Genomic DNA, 17,379 nt, shown 5'->3' on the forward strand with positions numbered 1-17,379 from the left:
AGGCCATCCATGAAGTACCGTGCACGCGCCATCGGCTTTGGCGCATCGCTGCTGCTGGCAGGCGCGGCGTTCGCCCAGAACCCGCCATCATCCCCCAATCAGGTTCCGCCACCGCCGCCCGGCGAAGCCACCCCGCTTCCGCCTCCGCCGCCGGGCAACGTGCCTCCGCCGCCTCCCCCGACGGACGCCCTGCCTCCGGATCCGGCCGCGCCGCCGCCGGCCGCCCAGGCCCCGCCGCCGCCTCCGCCGCCGCCCGGTGCGCCGATGCCTCCGGCGCCAGCCGCCGGCATGGAGGCGGGCTCCACGGGCGCGACGATGCCCACGCCCCAGGGCCAGGTCACGGTGAACAGCGGCCCGGCTCCGGCGACGAAGGCGGGTCCGCCGCCGTCGTTCGAAACGCTGGCCAAGGGCAAGAAGTCGATCACCAAGGAAGACGCCAAGGCCTATCCGCTGCTCGCCAACGACTGGCTGTACGCGACCAAGGGCGAAACGCTGAGCAAGTCCGCGTATGAGAAGTGGGTGCGCCAGTCGGGTGCCGGCGGTCAGTAATCGCCGCCAGCCGATGCCGTTCGGGGGCGAGGTGTTCCGCGCTCGCCCCCGAACAGACTGAACCGACGCGCCGCATGAACGCGCGCATGACGGCGATCGCGCTCCACGATTCGCAGACATTTGCGGCGGCTACACTCCCGGGTCGCCGGCCCCATGCCGGACCGCAGGGAGTCGAAAGCCATGAAATCCATTCGCGCCGTTGGCGCCGCCGGTGTCTACGCCTGCCTGCACGCGGGGATGGCCTTCGCGCAGAACCCCAGCCCCACCGACATCCGCGCCTGCGCCGGTATCGAAACCGATGCGCAGCGCCTGCTCTGCTACGACAAGGCCGTGGGCCGCGACCGGCTTCCGCAGGCCGCGAAGAAGGAAGACCCGGCCGCGCGATCGCCCAGTGTCGACCTCGCGACACGCAATTCCGGAGAGGTCGCCCGCCCGCTGTCGTTGCTCGACAGCCGCTGGGAACTGTCGCCGGAATCGAAGCTCGGCACGTTCAACCTGCGCGGCTACAAGCCCACCTACGTGCTGCCGATCTTCGCCAGCTCGAAGCAGAACACGCGCCCGCACAGCCCCGCGCCGGACCACACGGTGATCACGCCGCAGAAACTCGACAACGTCGAGGCCAAGTTCCAGATCAGCCTGAAGACCAAGGTCGCGGAAAACCTGTTCGACGACAACGGCGATGTGTGGGTGGGCTATACGCAGTCGTCCCGCTGGCAGGTCTACAACAAGGACAACTCGCGGCCCTTCCGCGAAACCAACTACGAGCCCGAGGCCATGCTGGTGTTCAACACGAACTACCAGATCCTCGGCTGGACGGGCCGCCTCGCCGGCATCGGCGTCAACCATCAATCGAACGGCCGCGCCGATCCGCTGTCGCGAAGCTGGAACCGCGTCATCGCGGACATCGGCTTCGAACGCGAAGGCTGGACGGTGATGCTTCGTCCGTGGTGGCGCATCCCCGAGGATCGCAAGGACGACGACAATCCCGACATCCAGGATTACATGGGTCGCGGCGAGATCCAGGTGGTGCACGAGATCGGCCGCCAGGAATTCGGCCTCACGGCACGGCACTCGTTCCGCTCCGGCGATCGCTCGCACGGCTCGCTGCGCGGGACGTGGAGTTTCCCGGTCGCGGGTAACCTGCGCGGCTACCTCGAGGTGTTCAACGGCTACGGCGAAAGCCTGATCGACTACAACCACCGCGCCACGTACCTGGGCCTGGGTGTGTCGCTGCTCGACTGGTACTGAGTTAGCCGAGGGCGATTCCGGGACAGACCCGGTCGCGCCAGCTCCGGGTCACGGCCTCAAAAGATGTCGCGCGCAGGGCGCGCTCCTACAGGTGCGATGGTGGGAGCGGACCTGGCCGCGACGGCTTTTCGCCCCAGTCCCCAGGCTGGCGCGCCAGCTCCGGGTCACGGCCTCAAAAGATGTCGCGCGCAGGGCGCGCTCCTACAGGTGCGATGGTGGTAGGAGCGGACCTGGCCGCGACGGCTTTTCGCCCCGGTCCTCAAGCTGGCGCGCCAGCTCCGGGGCACGGCCTCAAAAGATGTCGCGCGCAGGGCGCGCTCCTACAGGTGCGATGGTGGGAGCGGACCTGGCCGCGACGGCTTTTCGCCCCGGTCCGCAGGCTGGCGCGCCAGCTCCCGGTCACGGCCTCAAAAGATGTCGCGCCCAGGTGCGCTCCCACAGGTGCGATGGTGGGAGCGGACCTGGCCGCGACGGCTTTTCGCCCCGGTCCGCAAGCTGGCGCGCCAGCTCCGGGTCACGGCCTCAAAAGATGTCGCGCGCAGGGCGCGCTCCTACAGGTGCTCTCGCCGGGGCTTAGTGGTGGTGACCGCCGGCGCCGTGGACGTGGCCGTGCGACAGTTCTTCCTCCGTCGCCTCGCGCACGTCGGTGATCTCGACCGCGAAGTGCAGCGTCTGGCCGGCGAGCGGGTGGTTGCCGTCGACGGTGACGTTGTCGCCCTCGATCTTGCTCACGGTGACGTTGATGCTGCCCTGGTCGTTGCGACCCTGGAACTGCATGCCCGGCTGGAGGTCTTCCACGCCCTGGAACGCCGCGCGCGGAACCACCTGCACGAGTTCGTCGTGACGCACGCCGTAGCCTTCCTCCGGCACCACGTCCACCTTGAACTGATCGCCCGGCTGGCGGCCTTCCAGCGCCTTCTCGAGGCCCGGGACGATATGGCCTTCGCCATGGATGTAGGCCAGCGGCTCGCGGCCTTCCGAGCTGTCGATGACGTTGCCCTGGTCGTCGGTCAGCGTGTAGTGGAAGGAGACGGCGTGGCGGTTGGCGATCTGCATGGAATTCTCGCTCTGGAGGAGATAAAGGACGGCGCGACGCGCCATCCGGGCCCCCAAGGCTAGAAGACCCGCTCCGCGACTGCAAATCACGAAGCGTTCGCGATGCTGCGGCGCAACCCGCCGACATCGCGCGATCTGCTAATTTTCCCGCCTTTCCCCTCCGCCCCTGACCCGTGCCGGGAGTCGCATGTTCGACCGCATCCTGATCGCCAACCGCGGCGAAATCGCCTGCCGCGTCATCCGGACCTGCCGCCGCCTCGGCATCCGCACGGTCGCCGTGTACTCCACCGCCGATGCCGATGCCCAGCACGTGCGCCTCGCGGACGAGGCCTGGCCGATCGGCGGCCCGCGGCCCGCCGAGTCGTACCTGCGTGGCGACGCGATCATCGAGGTGGCGCTCCGCAGCGGCGCCCAGGCGATCCACCCCGGCTACGGCTTCCTCTCGGAGAACACGGACTTCGCGCGCGCCTGCGCGGCCGCCGGCATCGCCTTCATCGGCCCGCGACCGGAAAGCATCGACGCGATGGGCTCCAAGGCCGCCGCCAAGGCGCTGATGGAGCGCCACGCCGTGCCGCTGGTGCCCGGCTACCACGGGGACGACCAGGATCCGGCACATCTCGCCGACGAAGCGAAGCGCACGGGCTTTCCGCTGATGATCAAGGCCGCCGCCGGTGGCGGGGGCAAGGGCATGCGCATCGTGCGCGATGCCGAGGGATTCGCCGAGGCGCTCGCCTCCGCGCAGCGTGAAGCGGCGAACGCCTTCGGCGACACGCGCGTGATCCTCGAGCGCTACGTGGAGCATCCGCGGCACATCGAGTTCCAGGTGTTCGGCGACACGCACGGCAACATCATCCATCTGAACGAGCGCGAATGCTCCGCGCAGCGCCGCTACCAGAAGGTGCTCGAGGAGACGCCCTCGCCCTTCCTCGACGCGGAGCGCCGCGAACGCATGGGAGCCGCCGCCGTCGCGGCGGCCCGCGCCGTCGACTACGTCGGCGCGGGCACCGTGGAATTCATCGTCGCGCAGGACGGCGAGTTCTTCTTCATGGAGATGAACACGCGCCTGCAGGTGGAGCACCCCGTCACCGAGGAGACGCTCGGGCTGGACCTCGTGGAGTGGCAGCTGCGCGTCGCCGCCGGCGAGCCGCTGCCGCTGGCCCAGGACGCGATCCGCGCGAGCGGTCACGCCATCGAGGTGCGGCTGTACGCGGAAGATCCCGAGGCGAACTTCCTCCCCGGTTCGGGGCGCCTCGTCTCGCTCGACCTGCCCCGCGCGTCGGCGCACGTGCGGCTCGACGGCGGCGTCGTCGCCGGCGACACCGTCACGATCTTCTACGACCCGATGATCGCGAAGCTGATCGTCCACGACCGCGACCGCACCCAGGCGCTCGAACGGCTGCGCGCCGCGCTCGCCGACACGGAAATCGTCGGACCGAAATCCAACGTCGCGTTCCTCGAACGCCTCGCGCGTCACCCGGTCGTGGTCGAGGGCCGCATCGACACCGGCTACCTCGACCGCCATCTGGATGAATTCCTCACCGGCGACGCCACGCCCACCGATCTGGACCGGTTCGCGGCGGCGACGGCGTTCCTGCTCGGCGACGAGGCGACCCGCCACGCGCCCGCCGCGGATCCGCACTCGCCGTGGGCCGCCTCGGATGCCTGGCGCCTGGGCCATCCGGGCAAGCGCGTCGTCGCGCTCATGGAAGGCGCCCGCCGCCACGAGATCGATGCCCATGGGCACGGTGGCGATTACATCCTCCACCTCGGCGACCGCGCGTGCACGGTGTCCGGCGCGCGGCTTGGCGACGGCGTGCTCTCCGCCCGTTTCGACGGCCAGGCCCGGCGTGTGCCGATCGCCGTCCACGGGTCGCACATCCGCCTGCACGACGCCGACGAACGCCGCTGGACCTTCGAACGCGCGCCCGCGTTCGCGTGGACCGGCGAGGAGACCGCCGGCGCGCGCCAGCTGGTCGCGCCGATGCCGGGACGGATCGTCCTCGTCCGGGCGGCCGTCGGCGACAGCGTCGAGGAAGGACAGGAACTGCTGGTGATGGAAGCGATGAAGATGGAGCTGGCCTTGAAGGCTCCCCGCGCCGGCACCATCGAATCGATATCGGCGGCGCAAGGCGATTTCGTGGACGCGGACGCGGTACTCGTGCGCTTCGCCGAAACGGCCTGACCGGAGAGCGCATTGAACACGTCCAGCCATGTCCGCATCGTCGAAGTCGGTCCGCGCGACGGCCTCCAGAACGAAAAGGTCCTGCTTCCGGCCGCGGTGAAGATCGAACTGATCGACCGCCTCTCGGCCACCGGTCTCGCCACGATCGAAGCCACCAGTTTCGTCAGCCCGAAGTGGGTGCCGCAGCTCGCCGACGCCGCCGAGGTCTTCCGCGGCATCCGCAAGGCGGCCGGCGTCGTGTATCCCGTGCTGGTGCCCAACCTGCAGGGTTACGAGCGCGCGCTCGGGGTCGGTGCGACCGAGGTGGCCGTGTTCACCGCCGCGTCGGAAACCTTCAACCGCGCGAACATCAACGCGTCGATCGACGAGTCCATCGATCGCTTCGCGCCCGTGATGGAGCGCGCGCGCGCCGATGGCGTGGCCGTGCGCGGCTACGTCTCCACCGTGCTCGGCTGCCCCTACCAGGGGGAGGTTCCCATCGCGGACGTCGTCCGCGTCGCGCGCCGGCTGCATGAACTGGGCTGCCACGAGGTGTCGCTGGGCGACACCATCGGCGTCGGCACGGCGGCGAAGGCGCGCGCCATGCTGCGCGCCGTGGCGGCCGAGGTGCCGATGGACGCGCTCGCCATCCACTTCCACGACACCTACGGCCAGGCGCTCGCCAACATCCTCGCCTGCCTCGAGGAAGGCGTGCGCGTGATCGACAGCGCGGTCTCCGGCACCGGTGGCTGCCCGTACGCCAAGGGTGCCACCGGCAACGTCGCCAGCGAGGACGTCGTCTACATGCTGCACGGCATGGGCATGACGACGGGCGTCGACCTCGACCGCCTCGTGGAGACGGGCGCATGGCTGGCGGCCCAGCTGGGCAAGGAGACGGCGAGCCGGGTCACGCGGGCGCGTACGGCCGCGTAACGCGTCGGCAGCGCCGCCCAAGGACGCCTTGGCGCGCGTGGTCGTGCGTGGCAGCATCGACGCATGCCTGCCGACTTCCTGATCCGCCCGATCGACCCCCGCGACGATGCCGACATCGCCGCCGTGATCCGCACCGTGATGCCCGAGTTCGGCGCGGACGGGCCCGGCTTCGCGATCCACGACCGCGAAGTGGACACGATGTCCTCGGCCTATTCGGCGCCGCGCTGCGCGTATTTCGTGGTCGAGATGCACGGCCGCGCCGTGGGCGGCGGCGGCATCGCGCCGCTCGAAGGCGGCGACGACGAAACCTGCGAGCTGCGCAAGATGTACTTCCTGCCGGAAGCGCGCGGCACCGGCGCGGCGACGCAGCTGCTCCGCCGCTGCCTCGACGCGGGACGTCGCGCCGGCTTCTCCCGCTGCTACCTCGAAACGCTGACCGGGATGGACGCGGCGCAGGCGTTGTACCTGCGCCTCGGCTTCACGCGCATCGACGCCCCCATGGGTGGCACGGGACACTTCAGCTGCGACCGCTTCTTCCTCCGCAGCCTCAACGACGGCGACCTGATCGTCCCGCCGACGCCGCCGTCGCTCGTGTTCGCCATCGACGATCCCGGGCGCGCCGACGTGCTCTCGCTGATGGAGGAACTGCACATCTACCTGTCCGACCTCGATCGCCCGGTGCCTCCGCCGGCGATCAGCGTGCTCGCGCTGCGCCAGCCGCAGACGACGTTCATGACCGCGCGTGTCGACGGCACACCGCTCGCCTGTGGCGCGGGTGTCGACCACGGCGACTACACCGAGCTGAAATACATGTACGTGCTGCCGGCCTGCCGTGGCATGGGTCTCGGCAAGCAGATGCTGGAGGCGCTCGAACGCGAGATCCGCGCGTCCGGCGGACGCATGGTGAAGCTGGAGACGGGCACGGCGCAGACCGAGTCGATCGAGCTCTACGAACGCGCGGGCTATCGCCGCTGCCGCCCCTTCGGCGACCATCACGCCTCCCCGTCCAGCATCTTCATGGAAAAGCCCCTGTGATCCGTATCGCCGTCGACACCGACGCCGCCGCCTGCCACGCCATCTACGCGCCGATCGTCGAGAGCAGCGCCATCACCTTCGAAACGGAACTGCCGGGCGACGACGCCATGGCCGGCCGCATTCGCACACGACTCGCCCATCACCCATGGCTCGTCTGGGAGGAAGACGGCGAGGTGCTCGCGTACGCCTACGCGGGCCGCTTCCGCGAGCGCGCGGCGTACGACTGGATCGCGGAAACCTCGATCTACGTGCACGAGAAAGCCCGCCGCCGCGGCATCGCCCGCCGCCTCTACGGCACGCTGCTCGACGCCATGCGCCTGCAGGGCATCAACCAGGCGGTCGGCGTCATCACCCTGCCCGGCGATACCAGCGTGGCGATGCACGAGGCCATGGGTTTCGCCCCCGCGGGCGTCTGGCCCAAGGCGGGCTACAAGCTGGGCCGCTGGTGGGATGTCGGCGTGTGGAGCCTCTTCCTCTCCGAGCCCGCGAATCCGCCCCGTCCGGTGGTCCCGTTCGCGCGACTGGCGCAGTCGCGCGAACTCCGCGACCTGCTGGCCGCCGTGTAATCCGTAACTCCCACAACCCGTGTGCTGCCGCGGAAAGCATCCGCGGGCCCCCTCGGCTAAGATGCGCTTCTTTGCCAGTTTTCCGGAGTTCCCATGCAGCTCGAACACGTCAGGGCCGTCATCACCGGCGGCGCATCCGGCCTGGGTCATGCCGTCGCGCAGCGACTCGTCGCCGCGGGCGCGAAGGTCGCGCTCTTCGACGTCAACGAGGAGAAGGGCCGCGCCGCCGTCGCCGCGCTCGGCGCGAACGCCTCGTTCCAGCGCACCGACGTCACCTCCGAGGATGGCGTCGCCGCGAACGTCGCCGCCGCCAGCGAGGCGATGGGTGGCCTGAACGTGGTCGTGAACTGCGCCGGCATCCTGGGCGCGGGCCGCGTCCTCGGCAAGGACGGCGCCATGCCGCTGTCCACGTTCTCCACCACGGTGATGGTCAACCTGGTCGGCAGCTTCAACGTCGCCAAGGCGGCCGCGCAGCTGATGCAATCCAATAGCGCCGGCGACGACGGCGAGCGCGGCGTGATCGTCAACACCGCCTCGGTCGCGGCGTACGAAGGCCAGATCGGACAGGCCGCGTATTCGGCATCCAAGGGCGGCGTGGTGGGCATGACGCTGCCGATGGCACGCGAACTCGCCCGCTTCGGCATCCGCGTGAACACGATCGCGCCGGGCATCTTCTGGACCCCGATGGTCGACGGCATGCCGCCGCAGGTGCAGGAGTCGCTGGCGGCCTCGATCCCCTTCCCGTCCCGCCTCGGCAAGCCGGACGAGTTCGCCGACACGGTCGCCTTCATCCTCACCAGCCGCTACCTCAACGGCGAGACGATCCGCCTCGACGGCGCCGTGCGTCTCGCGCCGAAATAATCCAACCACGACATCGAAGTCGAACACCCATGAAAGCATCCGAAGTCAAGAAAGGTAACGTCGTCGAGAACGACGGCACGGTCTACCAGGTCCGCGACATCGAGCGCAGCTCGCCCACGGCCCGCGGCGGCAACGTCACGTTCCGCTTCACGCTCTACTCGATCCCGGGCAACCGCAAGTTCGACCTGAGCCTGCGCGCCGACGACGACCTGAAGGAAGTGGAGCTCGCGCGCCGCGCGGCGAAGTTCTCGTACATGGATGGCGACGCGTTCGTCTTCATGGACGACGAGGATTACACCCAGTACACGCTCGACGCCTCGGTGGTCGGCGACAACGCCGGCTACATCGTCGAAGACCTCGAGGGCTACTACGTGCAGGTGATCGACGATGCGCCCGTCGGCCTGCAGGTGCCGACGTCGGTCGTCCTGACGGTGACCGACACCGCGCCCGAGCTTAAGGGTGCCAGCGCCACCAAGCGCACCAAGCCGGCGACCCTGAGCACCGGGATCGAAGTGCAGGTGCCCGAGTACATCACCACCGGCGAGAAGGTCACCGTGAACACGCTGACCGGCGATTTCGCAGGTCGCGCTTCGTGATGCACGGGGACGGAAACGCGGCCGCGTTCTCCGTCCCCCTCGTCCCGCTTGCCCTTCAGTCAGGCAGGTTTGTGCAGAATGGTCGGCTCAATGGATGAGCCCACCCGAACCATGAGCAACGGCTACTCGTTACGTGCCAGCGTCATCGAAACGCTGATCCGCACGAAGCGTCCCGACGTCCCGATGCGCGTCGCCCTGCGCAACACGGCGGCGGTGATCCTGCCGCTCGCCCTGGGCATCTGGTCCGGCCATCCGCAGGTCGGCATCGGCATCGCCGCCGGCGCGCTCGACACCATGTTCTCGGACCAGCCCGGTCCCTACCAGCAGCGGCTCAGCCGCCTGTTCCTCGCCGCGCTCGCGGCGGGCGTGGCATCGCTCGTCGGCTTCCTCATCGGCAACTACGTCGCGCCGATGGCCCTCGCCTGCGCCGTCTGCGGTTTCGCCGGCGGCATGCTCGTCGTCTTCGGCCCCGACATCGCCCGCGTCGGCATGACCAGCATGCTGCTGCTCGTGATCACGGCGGCGACCCCCACGGATCTGCGCGGCGCCTTCGCGGGCGGCGGCCTGATCTTCGCTGGCGGCATGTTGCTGGCCGTGTTCTCCATCGCCGCGTGGCCGCTGCAGCGCTATCGTCCCGAGCGCGCCGCCCTCGCGGTCGTCTTCCGCGGGCTGGCGGAACTCGCGCGCAAGCCGCAGAAAGACGGCGAGGCTCCCGGCCTCACCGACGCGATGAACACGCTGCAGGTCACCCTGCTCGGCCGGCACCACGCGCATGGGCGCGCCATGGAAGCCTTCCGCGTGCTGCTCGAACTGGCGGAGCGCATCCGTCTCGAACTCGTCGCGATCGCCGAACTGGAATCGGGCCGGCACGGCGTCGGCGAGATGTTCCGCAACGACGCCTCGCGCGTGCTGATCGCCGCGGCCGACGCCCTCGATGCCGCCGAGCCGCCGCAACGGGCCGAACGGGCGCTCGCCACCCTGCAGGCCAGCGAGCGCGCGTTGCTGTCGGGCGCCCCGCCCATCGGCATCGGCGCGCACATCCAGGCGTTGTCCGGCCAGCTCGCCGCCGTCGTGCGCAATACGAACTGGGCCGGCTCGCGAGGCGAGGAACGCGCGCAGCGCGCGGAAACCGCGTTGCCCAAGACGCTACGGAGCGCGTCGGCGCTGTCGATCCTGCGTGCGAACGTCACGCCGGGATCGGTCGCCTTCCGTCACGCCGTGCGTTGCGCGGTGGTGCTCACGGTGGCGTTCGTGGTCTCACGTCACTTCGCCCTGCCGCATGGCTACTGGTTGCCGATGACGGCGGCGATCGTGCTTCGCCCCGATTTCGCCGCGACGTTCAACTTCGGCCTGCTGCGCGTCGTCGGCACGGTGCTCGGCCTCCTGCTGACCACCTTCGTCCTGCGCATCACGCCGGATGCCGTCGTCGCGCACCTCGCCGTCATGGCCCTGCTCTGCGTGATCTTCCGCTACCTCGCCGGCGCGCATTACGGCATCGCGGTGGCCGCGCTCACGGGCACCGTCGTCGTGTTGCTCTCGTTCGAAGGCGTCGATCCGTTCTCGGCCATGTCCGACCGCGTTCTGAACACCGCGCTAGGGAGCGCGCTCGCGCTGCTCGCCTACCTCCTCTGGCCGTCGTGGGAGCGGCACCAGGCCCGCTCGGCCCTCTCGGAAATGCTCTGCGCCTATGCGGACTATCTCGACGCCCTCGTCGCGCCCGCCGACGTGGCGACCCGGTACGAGGTCCGCACGCGCACGCGCACGGCGCGCACGAACGCGCAGGCGTCGGTCGACCGCATGCGCGCGGAACCCGGAACGCCCGCCGTGCTGCTCGAACTGGCCGAAACGCTCTACGCCAACGGCAACCGCCTCGCACGTACGTCGATGGCGCTCGAATCGCTGATCGACAACGCCTCGGCGGCGCAGGCATGGCCGCACGTCGGCGCATTCATCCGCGAGGCCTCGGCGGCGCTGCGCGCGCAGTCCGGGGCGCTCACGCGCACCGAAGCCGTCGCGCCCCCACCGGCCCTGCGCGAGCACCAGCGCGCCCTGGCCGAGGCGCTGGCGCGCGGCGTCGACCGCGAGCTGGCCGACGCCGTGGAGCGGCTGACCGACCGCCTCACCGACAACGTCGACACCATCGCCCACGTCGTCGCCCGCCGTTCGACCGCCCCGGCCTAGGCTTGTTGCACCGCGAGAGGCTCCGTCATGCGCCCGGCGCTACACTCGGGCGCATGCTGAAGATCGATACGCACGCGCACATCCTGCCCCGTGACTGGCCCGATCTCGCGGCCCGGTACGGCGACGACCGCTTCCCGGTGATGACCCACACCAGCGGTCACCACCGGATCTACAAGGACGGCCGGTTCTTCCGGGAGGTCTGGGAATCGGCGTTCGACGCGGAGGCGCGCATCGCCGACTACGCGCGCTTCGGCGTCGCCGTGCAGGTGGTGTCCACGGTGCCGGTGATGTTCTCGTACTGGGCGAGGGGCCACCAGGCGCTCGAGCTGCACACGCACCTCAACGACAGCATGGCGCAGGTGTGCGAGGCGCATCCCCGGCATTACGCGGGCATCGGCACGGTTCCGCTGCAATCGCCCTCCCTGGCGATCCGGGAAATGGAGCGCTGCATCGACGAGCTCGGATTGCAGGGCGTGCAGATCGGTTCGCACTGCAACGAATGGAACCTCGACGCGCCGGAGCTGTTCCCGTTCTTCGAGGCCGCGGCCGACCTCGGTGCAGCCGTGCTCGTCCATCCCTGGGACATGATGGGCACCGACACCATGCCGAAGTACTGGCTGCCTTGGCTCGTCGGCATGCCGGCCGAGCAATCGCGCGCCGCGTGCGCGCTGATCTTCGGTGGCGTGCTGGAGCGATTGCCGTCGCTGAAGATCATGCTCGCCCATGGCGGCGGCAGTTTTCCGTACTCCATCGGCCGCATCGAGCATGGGTTCCGCATGCGTCCCGACCTGGTCGCCACCGACAACGCGCGCAATCCACGCGAGTACCTGTCCCGCCTCTACTTCGATTCCTGCGTGCACGACGACGCGGCGTTGCGCTACCTGCTCGCCACCGCCGGCACCGACCGGGTCATGCTCGGCACCGATTACCCGTTCCCGCTCGGCGAGCAGGAGCCGGGCGCGGGCATCGAAGCGCTGGGCCTGTCCGACGCCGACCGCGCCCGGCTCTTCCACGGCACCGCGCTCGAATGGCTGGGCATGCCCATGGCGCGCTTCCAGCCCGTCGCCGCGGTGGCGTGACGCGCCTCACGGCCGCCAGGCGAACGCGTCGCGTCCGCTGTGCCAGAATGCCGCCGTTACGCGGCATGCGCCGCGATCCATTGGGGAACCCACACCGTGAACCGCACCCTGCGCGTCCTTCTGACCGCCCTCGCCTTCGCCAGCCCCACCCTGGGCGCCACCGACGTCGCCATGGCCGACGGCAAGATCCGCTTCGCCGTTCCCGACGCGTGGGTGCCGATCATGCAGTCGCAGGATCGTGACAGCGAAAGCCAGGTCTTCCAGGTGCCGGGCTCGACGCAGGCGGACGCGACGCTCGCACGCGTGTCGATCACGCTGCAGCCGGTGCCCAACCTCAATGGCTTCCAGCAATTCGCCGGCACCATGCGCAGCCGCGCCTCCGGCCTCAAGGACTACGCGCCGCGGAAGGCTTCCTCGCCAACCGAGAATGCCTACACGGCCAAGGAAGGTCCGGTGAAGCAGGATTACTACGAGCGCTACTTCTACACGGGCGGCTACGCGATCCAGCTTCGCTGCGTGCGTCCGGCCGACGACGCGAAGTTCGCCGCCGCTTTCGACAAGGGTTGCGCCGAGGTCGCCTCGCGCATCCCGTCCTGATGCTTCCGGATACCCGATCCATGACCGACTTCGAAGCGACGCGCGCCTGGGCCGACGCCCAGGACGCCGCCGATTCCCTGCGCGCCTTCCGCGACGAGTTCCACATCCCGCCGCACGACGGACGCGACAGCCTCTATTTCTGCGGCAACTCGCTGGGCCTGCAACCGAAGGGCGTGCGCGCGGCGATCGAGGCCGAACTCGACGACTGGGCGGCCCTCGCCGTGGAGGCGCACTTCCGCGGCCGCTCGCCGTGGATGCACTACCACGAGTACGTGCGCGACGCGATGGCCGAGGTCGTGGGCGCACGCCCCGGCGAAGTCGTCGCGATGAACAGCCTGGGCGTGAACCTGCACCTGATGATGGTCAGCTTCTACCGGCCGACCACGGAACGCCCCGCCATCCTGATGGAAGCCGGAGCGTTTCCCACCGACCGCTACGCGCTCGAATCGCAGGTTCGCTTCCACGGTTTCGATCCGGCGACCGACCTCATCGAGATCGAGCCCGACGGTCCGGGCGGCACGCTGTCGATGGATGCCATCGAGCGCGCCATCGCCACGCACGGCCGACGCGTCGCGCTGGTGCTGCTGCCCGGCGTGCAGTACCGCACCGGCCAGGTGTTCGATCTCGCCACCATCGTCCGCCTCGGACACGCGCAAGGCTGCGTCGTCGGCTTCGATCTCGCCCATGCGGTGGGCAACCTTCCGCTCGCCCTGCACGACAGCGGCGCGGACTTCGCCGTCTGGTGCACGTACAAGTACCTCAACGCCGGACCGGGCGCCGTCGCGGGCGCCTTCGTCCACGAGCGTCATGCAAGCGACGACGTCCCGCGTTTCGCCGGCTGGTGGGGCCACGACAAGACGACACGGTTCCAGATGGGGCCCACGTTCGTGCCCACGCCCGGTGCGGATGGCTGGCAGCTGTCGAACCCACCGATCCTGGCGCTCGCGCCGCTGCGCGCATCGCTCGACGTCTTCACGCGCGCGGGCATGCCGCGTCTCGCGACCAAGAGCCGTCGCCTCACCGCTTACCTCGACTGGCTCATCCGCACGCGCCTCGACGACACGCTGGACATCGTGACGCCGGACGACCCGGCGCAGCGCGGCGCGCAGTTGTCCGTGCGTGTGCGCGCGGGCCGCGACGCGGGCCGCGCGCTCTTCACCCATCTCGAGCGCCACGGCGTCGTCGGCGACTGGCGCGAACCGGATGTGATCCGCCTCTCGCCCACGCCGTTGTACAACCGCTACGCGGACTGCCTGGGCGCGGTGGAAACCATCGAAGCGTGGCGCGGAGCGAACGCATGAGCGAGCAGGAACTGTTCCCCGCTCCGTACAGCGAACGCGGCAACGGTTTCGTCATGCAGGGCGTGACGCACTGGCTGCGCACCGCGCCCGGCCGCGTGATGTTCGGCCTTCGCGCCGGCGGCCTCCCCGTGGCGCTTCCGGAACGACCGGCACACGTATCGCATGCCGGCGTCGAGGCGAAGGTGGACGGCCACGTCACCGCCATCGACGACGTCAGCAGCGTGTGGCTCCGCGAGAACACGGATGTCACCGACCGTTACGTGGCCGCGTTGCGCGACGTGCTCACCCACCCGCGCCTGCGCCTGGACGGCTACGCCACGCACGCCATCTTCACCGGTTCGGTCGAGCTGTTCGTCGGGCCACGCATGGATCGCGTCGACCTCTACCTTGACGACGAGGATGGTTCGTACGAACGAGCCCTCGATCTGTTGCGCAAGGCACCGGTCGATGCCCGCACGGCCTTCGCCATGCCCCCCGAGCCGGGCACCGCCGCGTTCGAGGATCCGTCGTTCCTCGTAGGCGAACAGGCATGGATCGACGGTCACCGCGTGCTGATCGAATACGTGCCCGACGAAGGCGGCCGCGCGGAAACCGTCGCCCTCGACCGCGCCGAACTCGCCGACGCGCTGGAGCGCGCCTGGGCCGCCATGCTGTCGGTCTCGACGCGCATCCGCGCGGGCCTCGGCACCATCGCCTGACCTCGCTCCGTTGGAGCGGACCTGGCCGCGATTGGCGCGTTCGCAAGCACCCATCGCGCCCAGGTGCGCTCCCACTGGCTGTTGGAGCGCACCTGGGCGCGATTCGGGTCAGGTCGGGTGGCGGGTCTGGCCTTCGCCGCGGACGACGAAGCGTTCGATCGTCAGGGATTCGGCGCCCATGGGGCCGTAGGCGTGCAGGCGCGTCGTGGAGATGCCGATTTCCGTGCCAAGGCCAAGTTCGCCGCCGTCGCTGAAGCGCGACGACGCGTTCACCATCACCACCGCCGAACGCAGCGCGTGGACGAAGCGGCTTGCCGCCGCGGCATCCGTCGTGGCGATCACTTCGGTGTGATCCGAGCCATGGCGCCGGATGTGCGCGATGGCGTCGTCGATGTCGTCGACGATACGGACGGCGAGGATCAGCGCCAGGAATTCCGCGGCGTAGTCGTCCTCGCTGGCCGGCGACAGACCGGGGACGAGGGCGCGCGTCGCGTCGTCGGCGCGGACTTCGACGCCGAGTTCGCGCAGTCGCGCGATGGCCAGCGGAAGGAACGCTGGGGCGATGTCGCGATGGACCAGCAACGTCTCGAGCGCATTGCACACACCGGGTCGGCTCGTCTTGCCGTCGACGAGCAGGCGCAGCGCGAGCTCGGGGTCCGCCGAGCGGTCGACGTAGAGGTGGCAGACGCCCTTGTAGTGCTTGATCACCGGCACGCGCGCGTGCTCCGTGACGAAGCGGATGAGGCCTTCGCCGCCGCGGGGAATCGCGAGATCGACGATGTCGGCGAGCTGGAGCAGCTCGACCATCGTCTCGCGACGCGGATCGTCCAGCAGGGAGATGGCCGCTTCCGGCAGGCCCTCCTCGCGCAGCGCGCGCCGCAGCGACGCGGCGATGGCGAGGTTCGAGCGCATCGCGTCCGATCCGCCGCGCAGGATCACGGTATTGCCGGCCATCAGGCAGAGCGCGGCGGCATCCGCCGTGACGTTGGGGCGCGCTTCGTAGATCATCGCGACCACCCCGAGCGGAATCCGCACGCGCTCGACGACGATGCCGTTGGGTCTCACGTCGCGACGCGTGACGACGCCGACCGGATCGGGCAACGCGGCGACGTCGCGGATCGCCGTGACGATGCCGTCGATCCGCGACGGATCGAGGCGCAGGCGATCGAGCATGGCATCGCTCGACCCGTTCGCGCGGGCCGACTCCATGTCGAGCGCGTTCGCCGCGACGACGAGCGACGCGTCCTCCGCAAGGCACGACGCCATCCGGTGCAGCAGGCGACGCTTCGCCGCGGTGTCCAGCGCCCCCACCGCGGCGGCGGCGTCCCTGCAGGCCAGTGCGCGTTCGCGAAGATTCGATGTCATGGCGCGCTCCCTCAGCCGGGAAGGACGACGAGGTCGTCGCGGTGGATGATCGTCTCGCCGTAACTGTAGCCGAGCACGGCCTCGATCTCGCGCGTGTGCTTGCCGGCGAGGCGGCGGATGTCGCTCGCCGCGTACTGCGCGATGCCGCGGGCGATGACGCGGTCGCCCTCGCCCACCTCGACGACGTCGCCCCGTGCGAAGTCGCCCGTGGCGCTCGTCACGCCGCCGGGCAGGAGCGACGCCCCGCGCGAACGCAGCGCGGCCGCCGCCCCCGCGTCGATGTCGATACGCCCCGCGACCGGCGCGTGGCGCAACCAGGACGTACGCGCGGCGACACGGCCGCCCTGCGCGCGGAAACGCGTGCCGGACAGCGATCCGCTGGCGAGCCGGCCCACGACGGCCGCGTTCCGGCCGTCGAAGATGACCGTCCCGATGCCCGCCGAGGCGGCCTTGTCCGCCGCTTCGAGCTTCGTGCGCATGCCGCCCGTGCCGGCCCGACTGCCGGCGCCGCCGGCGCTGGCCAGGAGCGCGGGCGTGACGGCCGCGACATCGTCGATGGCCACCGCGTCGATGACCGCGCGCGGGTCCGCGCTGTACAAGCCGGCCACGTCGGACGCGATGAGCAGGAGGTCCGCGTCGACGAGCGCCGCGACGATGGCCGCGAGGTTGTCGTTGTCGCCGACCTTCAGCTCGTCGACCGCGACGGTGTCGTTCTCGTTGATGACCGGAATGGCGCCGAGGGCCAGCAATTCACGCAGCGTGGAGCGCGCGTTGAGGTAACGGCGCCGGTGGCGCAGGTCGTCGTGCGTGAGCAGCACCTGCGCCACCGGCGCGTCGTCGAAGAATCCCTGCCAGAGCGCGACGAGGTGCGTCTGTCCGAGCGCGGCGAGCGCCTGGCGTCCGACCAGTCCGCTGCCCTGCTGTGGCGCGGCGAGGCCACGGCCCGCCGCCACCGCGCCCGAGGAAACGATCACCACCTCGCGTCCCTGCGCGCGGGAGGCCGCCACGAAGGACGCGAGCGCGACGGCGTGGGCGCCGGTCAAGGCGCCCTCCGGCGTCGTCAGCAGGCTGCTGCCGACCTTGAGGACGGCGCGCCGCCAGGGTGGCAGCGCTTGTTCGGTGAACGCCATCGATCCTCCCCTGCCACGCCTCT

Annotated in this window: 16 protein-coding genes and 1 pseudogene; 14 read left to right on the plus strand and 3 right to left on the minus strand. The window is 70.1% G+C overall.

Features of this window, described 5'->3' with window-relative positions:
• The first annotated feature begins 9 nt into the window (after positions 1–9).
• Entirely contained in the window at positions 10–549 is a 540-nt protein-coding gene (locus tag J2X58_RS08110; RefSeq protein ID WP_090052598.1) for a hypothetical protein, read from the plus strand.
• A gap of 237 nt (positions 550–786) precedes the next feature.
• Positions 787–1,797: a phospholipase A gene (locus J2X58_RS08115; RefSeq protein ID WP_310047911.1), complete on the plus strand. Its 1,011-nt coding sequence runs from the start codon at positions 787–789 to the stop codon at positions 1,795–1,797.
• A gap of 573 nt (positions 1,798–2,370) precedes the next feature.
• On the opposite strand, the gene J2X58_RS08120 is transcribed toward J2X58_RS08115, so the two are convergent.
• Positions 2,371–2,853 carry a peptidylprolyl isomerase gene (locus J2X58_RS08120; protein WP_090052594.1) on the minus strand — a complete coding sequence of 161 codons (483 nt, stop codon included), beginning with the start codon at positions 2,851–2,853 and terminating at the stop codon, positions 2,371–2,373.
• A 187-nt stretch (positions 2,854–3,040) separates the two neighbouring features.
• Between J2X58_RS08120 and J2X58_RS08125 the strand changes: the two genes are divergently transcribed.
• The 12 genes and pseudogenes from J2X58_RS08125 (at position 3,041) to J2X58_RS08180 (ending at position 14,861) form a co-directional block, all read left to right on the plus strand.
• Positions 3,041–5,035 (plus strand): biotin carboxylase N-terminal domain-containing protein, encoded by a 1,995-nt coding sequence (locus J2X58_RS08125; protein ID WP_310047477.1) that lies wholly within the window; start codon positions 3,041–3,043, stop codon positions 5,033–5,035.
• Between the two features lie 12 nt (positions 5,036–5,047).
• Entirely contained in the window at positions 5,048–5,947 is a 900-nt protein-coding gene (locus tag J2X58_RS08130; RefSeq protein WP_310047478.1) for a hydroxymethylglutaryl-CoA lyase, read from the plus strand.
• Between the two features lie 63 nt (positions 5,948–6,010).
• A pseudogene (locus tag J2X58_RS08135) lies at positions 6,011–6,496 on the plus strand (GNAT family N-acetyltransferase); the annotation flags it as partial.
• Between the two features lie 87 nt (positions 6,497–6,583).
• The gene (locus J2X58_RS08140) at positions 6,584–6,982 is read left to right on the plus strand and encodes a GNAT family N-acetyltransferase (protein ID WP_256374583.1); all 399 of its coding nucleotides are present in this window, start codon (positions 6,584–6,586) and stop codon (positions 6,980–6,982) included.
• Positions 6,979–7,548: an N-acetyltransferase family protein gene (locus J2X58_RS08145; protein WP_310047479.1), complete on the plus strand. Its 570-nt coding sequence runs from the start codon at positions 6,979–6,981 to the stop codon at positions 7,546–7,548. The genes J2X58_RS08140 and J2X58_RS08145 overlap by 4 nt, the downstream gene beginning before the upstream one ends.
• A 93-nt stretch (positions 7,549–7,641) precedes the next feature.
• The gene (locus J2X58_RS08150; protein ID WP_090052586.1) at positions 7,642–8,409 is read left to right on the plus strand and encodes an SDR family NAD(P)-dependent oxidoreductase; all 768 of its coding nucleotides are present in this window, start codon (positions 7,642–7,644) and stop codon (positions 8,407–8,409) included.
• Between the two features lie 29 nt (positions 8,410–8,438).
• Positions 8,439–9,005 carry an elongation factor P-like protein YeiP gene (yeiP, locus tag J2X58_RS08155; protein WP_090052584.1) on the plus strand — a complete coding sequence of 189 codons (567 nt, stop codon included), beginning with the start codon at positions 8,439–8,441 and terminating at the stop codon, positions 9,003–9,005.
• A 111-nt stretch (positions 9,006–9,116) separates the two neighbouring features.
• On the plus strand, positions 9,117–11,186 hold the full coding sequence (locus J2X58_RS08160) for an FUSC family protein (protein ID WP_310047481.1): 2,070 nt from the start codon (positions 9,117–9,119) through the stop codon (positions 11,184–11,186).
• A 53-nt stretch (positions 11,187–11,239) separates the two neighbouring features.
• Positions 11,240–12,265: an amidohydrolase family protein gene (locus J2X58_RS08165; RefSeq protein WP_090052581.1), complete on the plus strand. Its 1,026-nt coding sequence runs from the start codon at positions 11,240–11,242 to the stop codon at positions 12,263–12,265.
• Positions 12,266–12,361: 96 nt separating this feature from the next.
• Positions 12,362–12,862: a hypothetical protein gene (locus J2X58_RS08170; protein WP_310047483.1), complete on the plus strand. Its 501-nt coding sequence runs from the start codon at positions 12,362–12,364 to the stop codon at positions 12,860–12,862.
• A 20-nt stretch (positions 12,863–12,882) separates the two neighbouring features.
• Positions 12,883–14,163 carry a kynureninase gene (gene kynU, locus J2X58_RS08175; RefSeq protein ID WP_310047485.1) on the plus strand — a complete coding sequence of 427 codons (1,281 nt, stop codon included), beginning with the start codon at positions 12,883–12,885 and terminating at the stop codon, positions 14,161–14,163.
• Complete coding sequence (locus tag J2X58_RS08180; RefSeq protein WP_310047486.1) at positions 14,160–14,861, plus strand: hypothetical protein; 702 nt, start codon at positions 14,160–14,162, stop codon at positions 14,859–14,861. Before kynU ends, J2X58_RS08180 begins: the two co-directional genes overlap by 4 nt.
• A gap of 108 nt (positions 14,862–14,969) precedes the next feature.
• Here J2X58_RS08180 and J2X58_RS08185 read toward each other — a convergent pair whose 3' ends face one another.
• The gene (locus J2X58_RS08185) at positions 14,970–16,226 is read right to left on the minus strand and encodes a glutamate-5-semialdehyde dehydrogenase (RefSeq protein ID WP_310047487.1); all 1,257 of its coding nucleotides are present in this window, start codon (positions 16,224–16,226) and stop codon (positions 14,970–14,972) included.
• Between the two features lie 11 nt (positions 16,227–16,237).
• Positions 16,238–17,356: a glutamate 5-kinase gene (gene proB, locus J2X58_RS08190; protein ID WP_310047489.1), complete on the minus strand. Its 1,119-nt coding sequence runs from the start codon at positions 17,354–17,356 to the stop codon at positions 16,238–16,240.
• Positions 17,357–17,379 lie beyond the last annotated feature (23 nt).

The organism is Luteibacter sp. 3190 (assembly GCF_031456385.1).
GTDB lineage: Bacteria > Pseudomonadota > Gammaproteobacteria > Xanthomonadales > Rhodanobacteraceae > Luteibacter.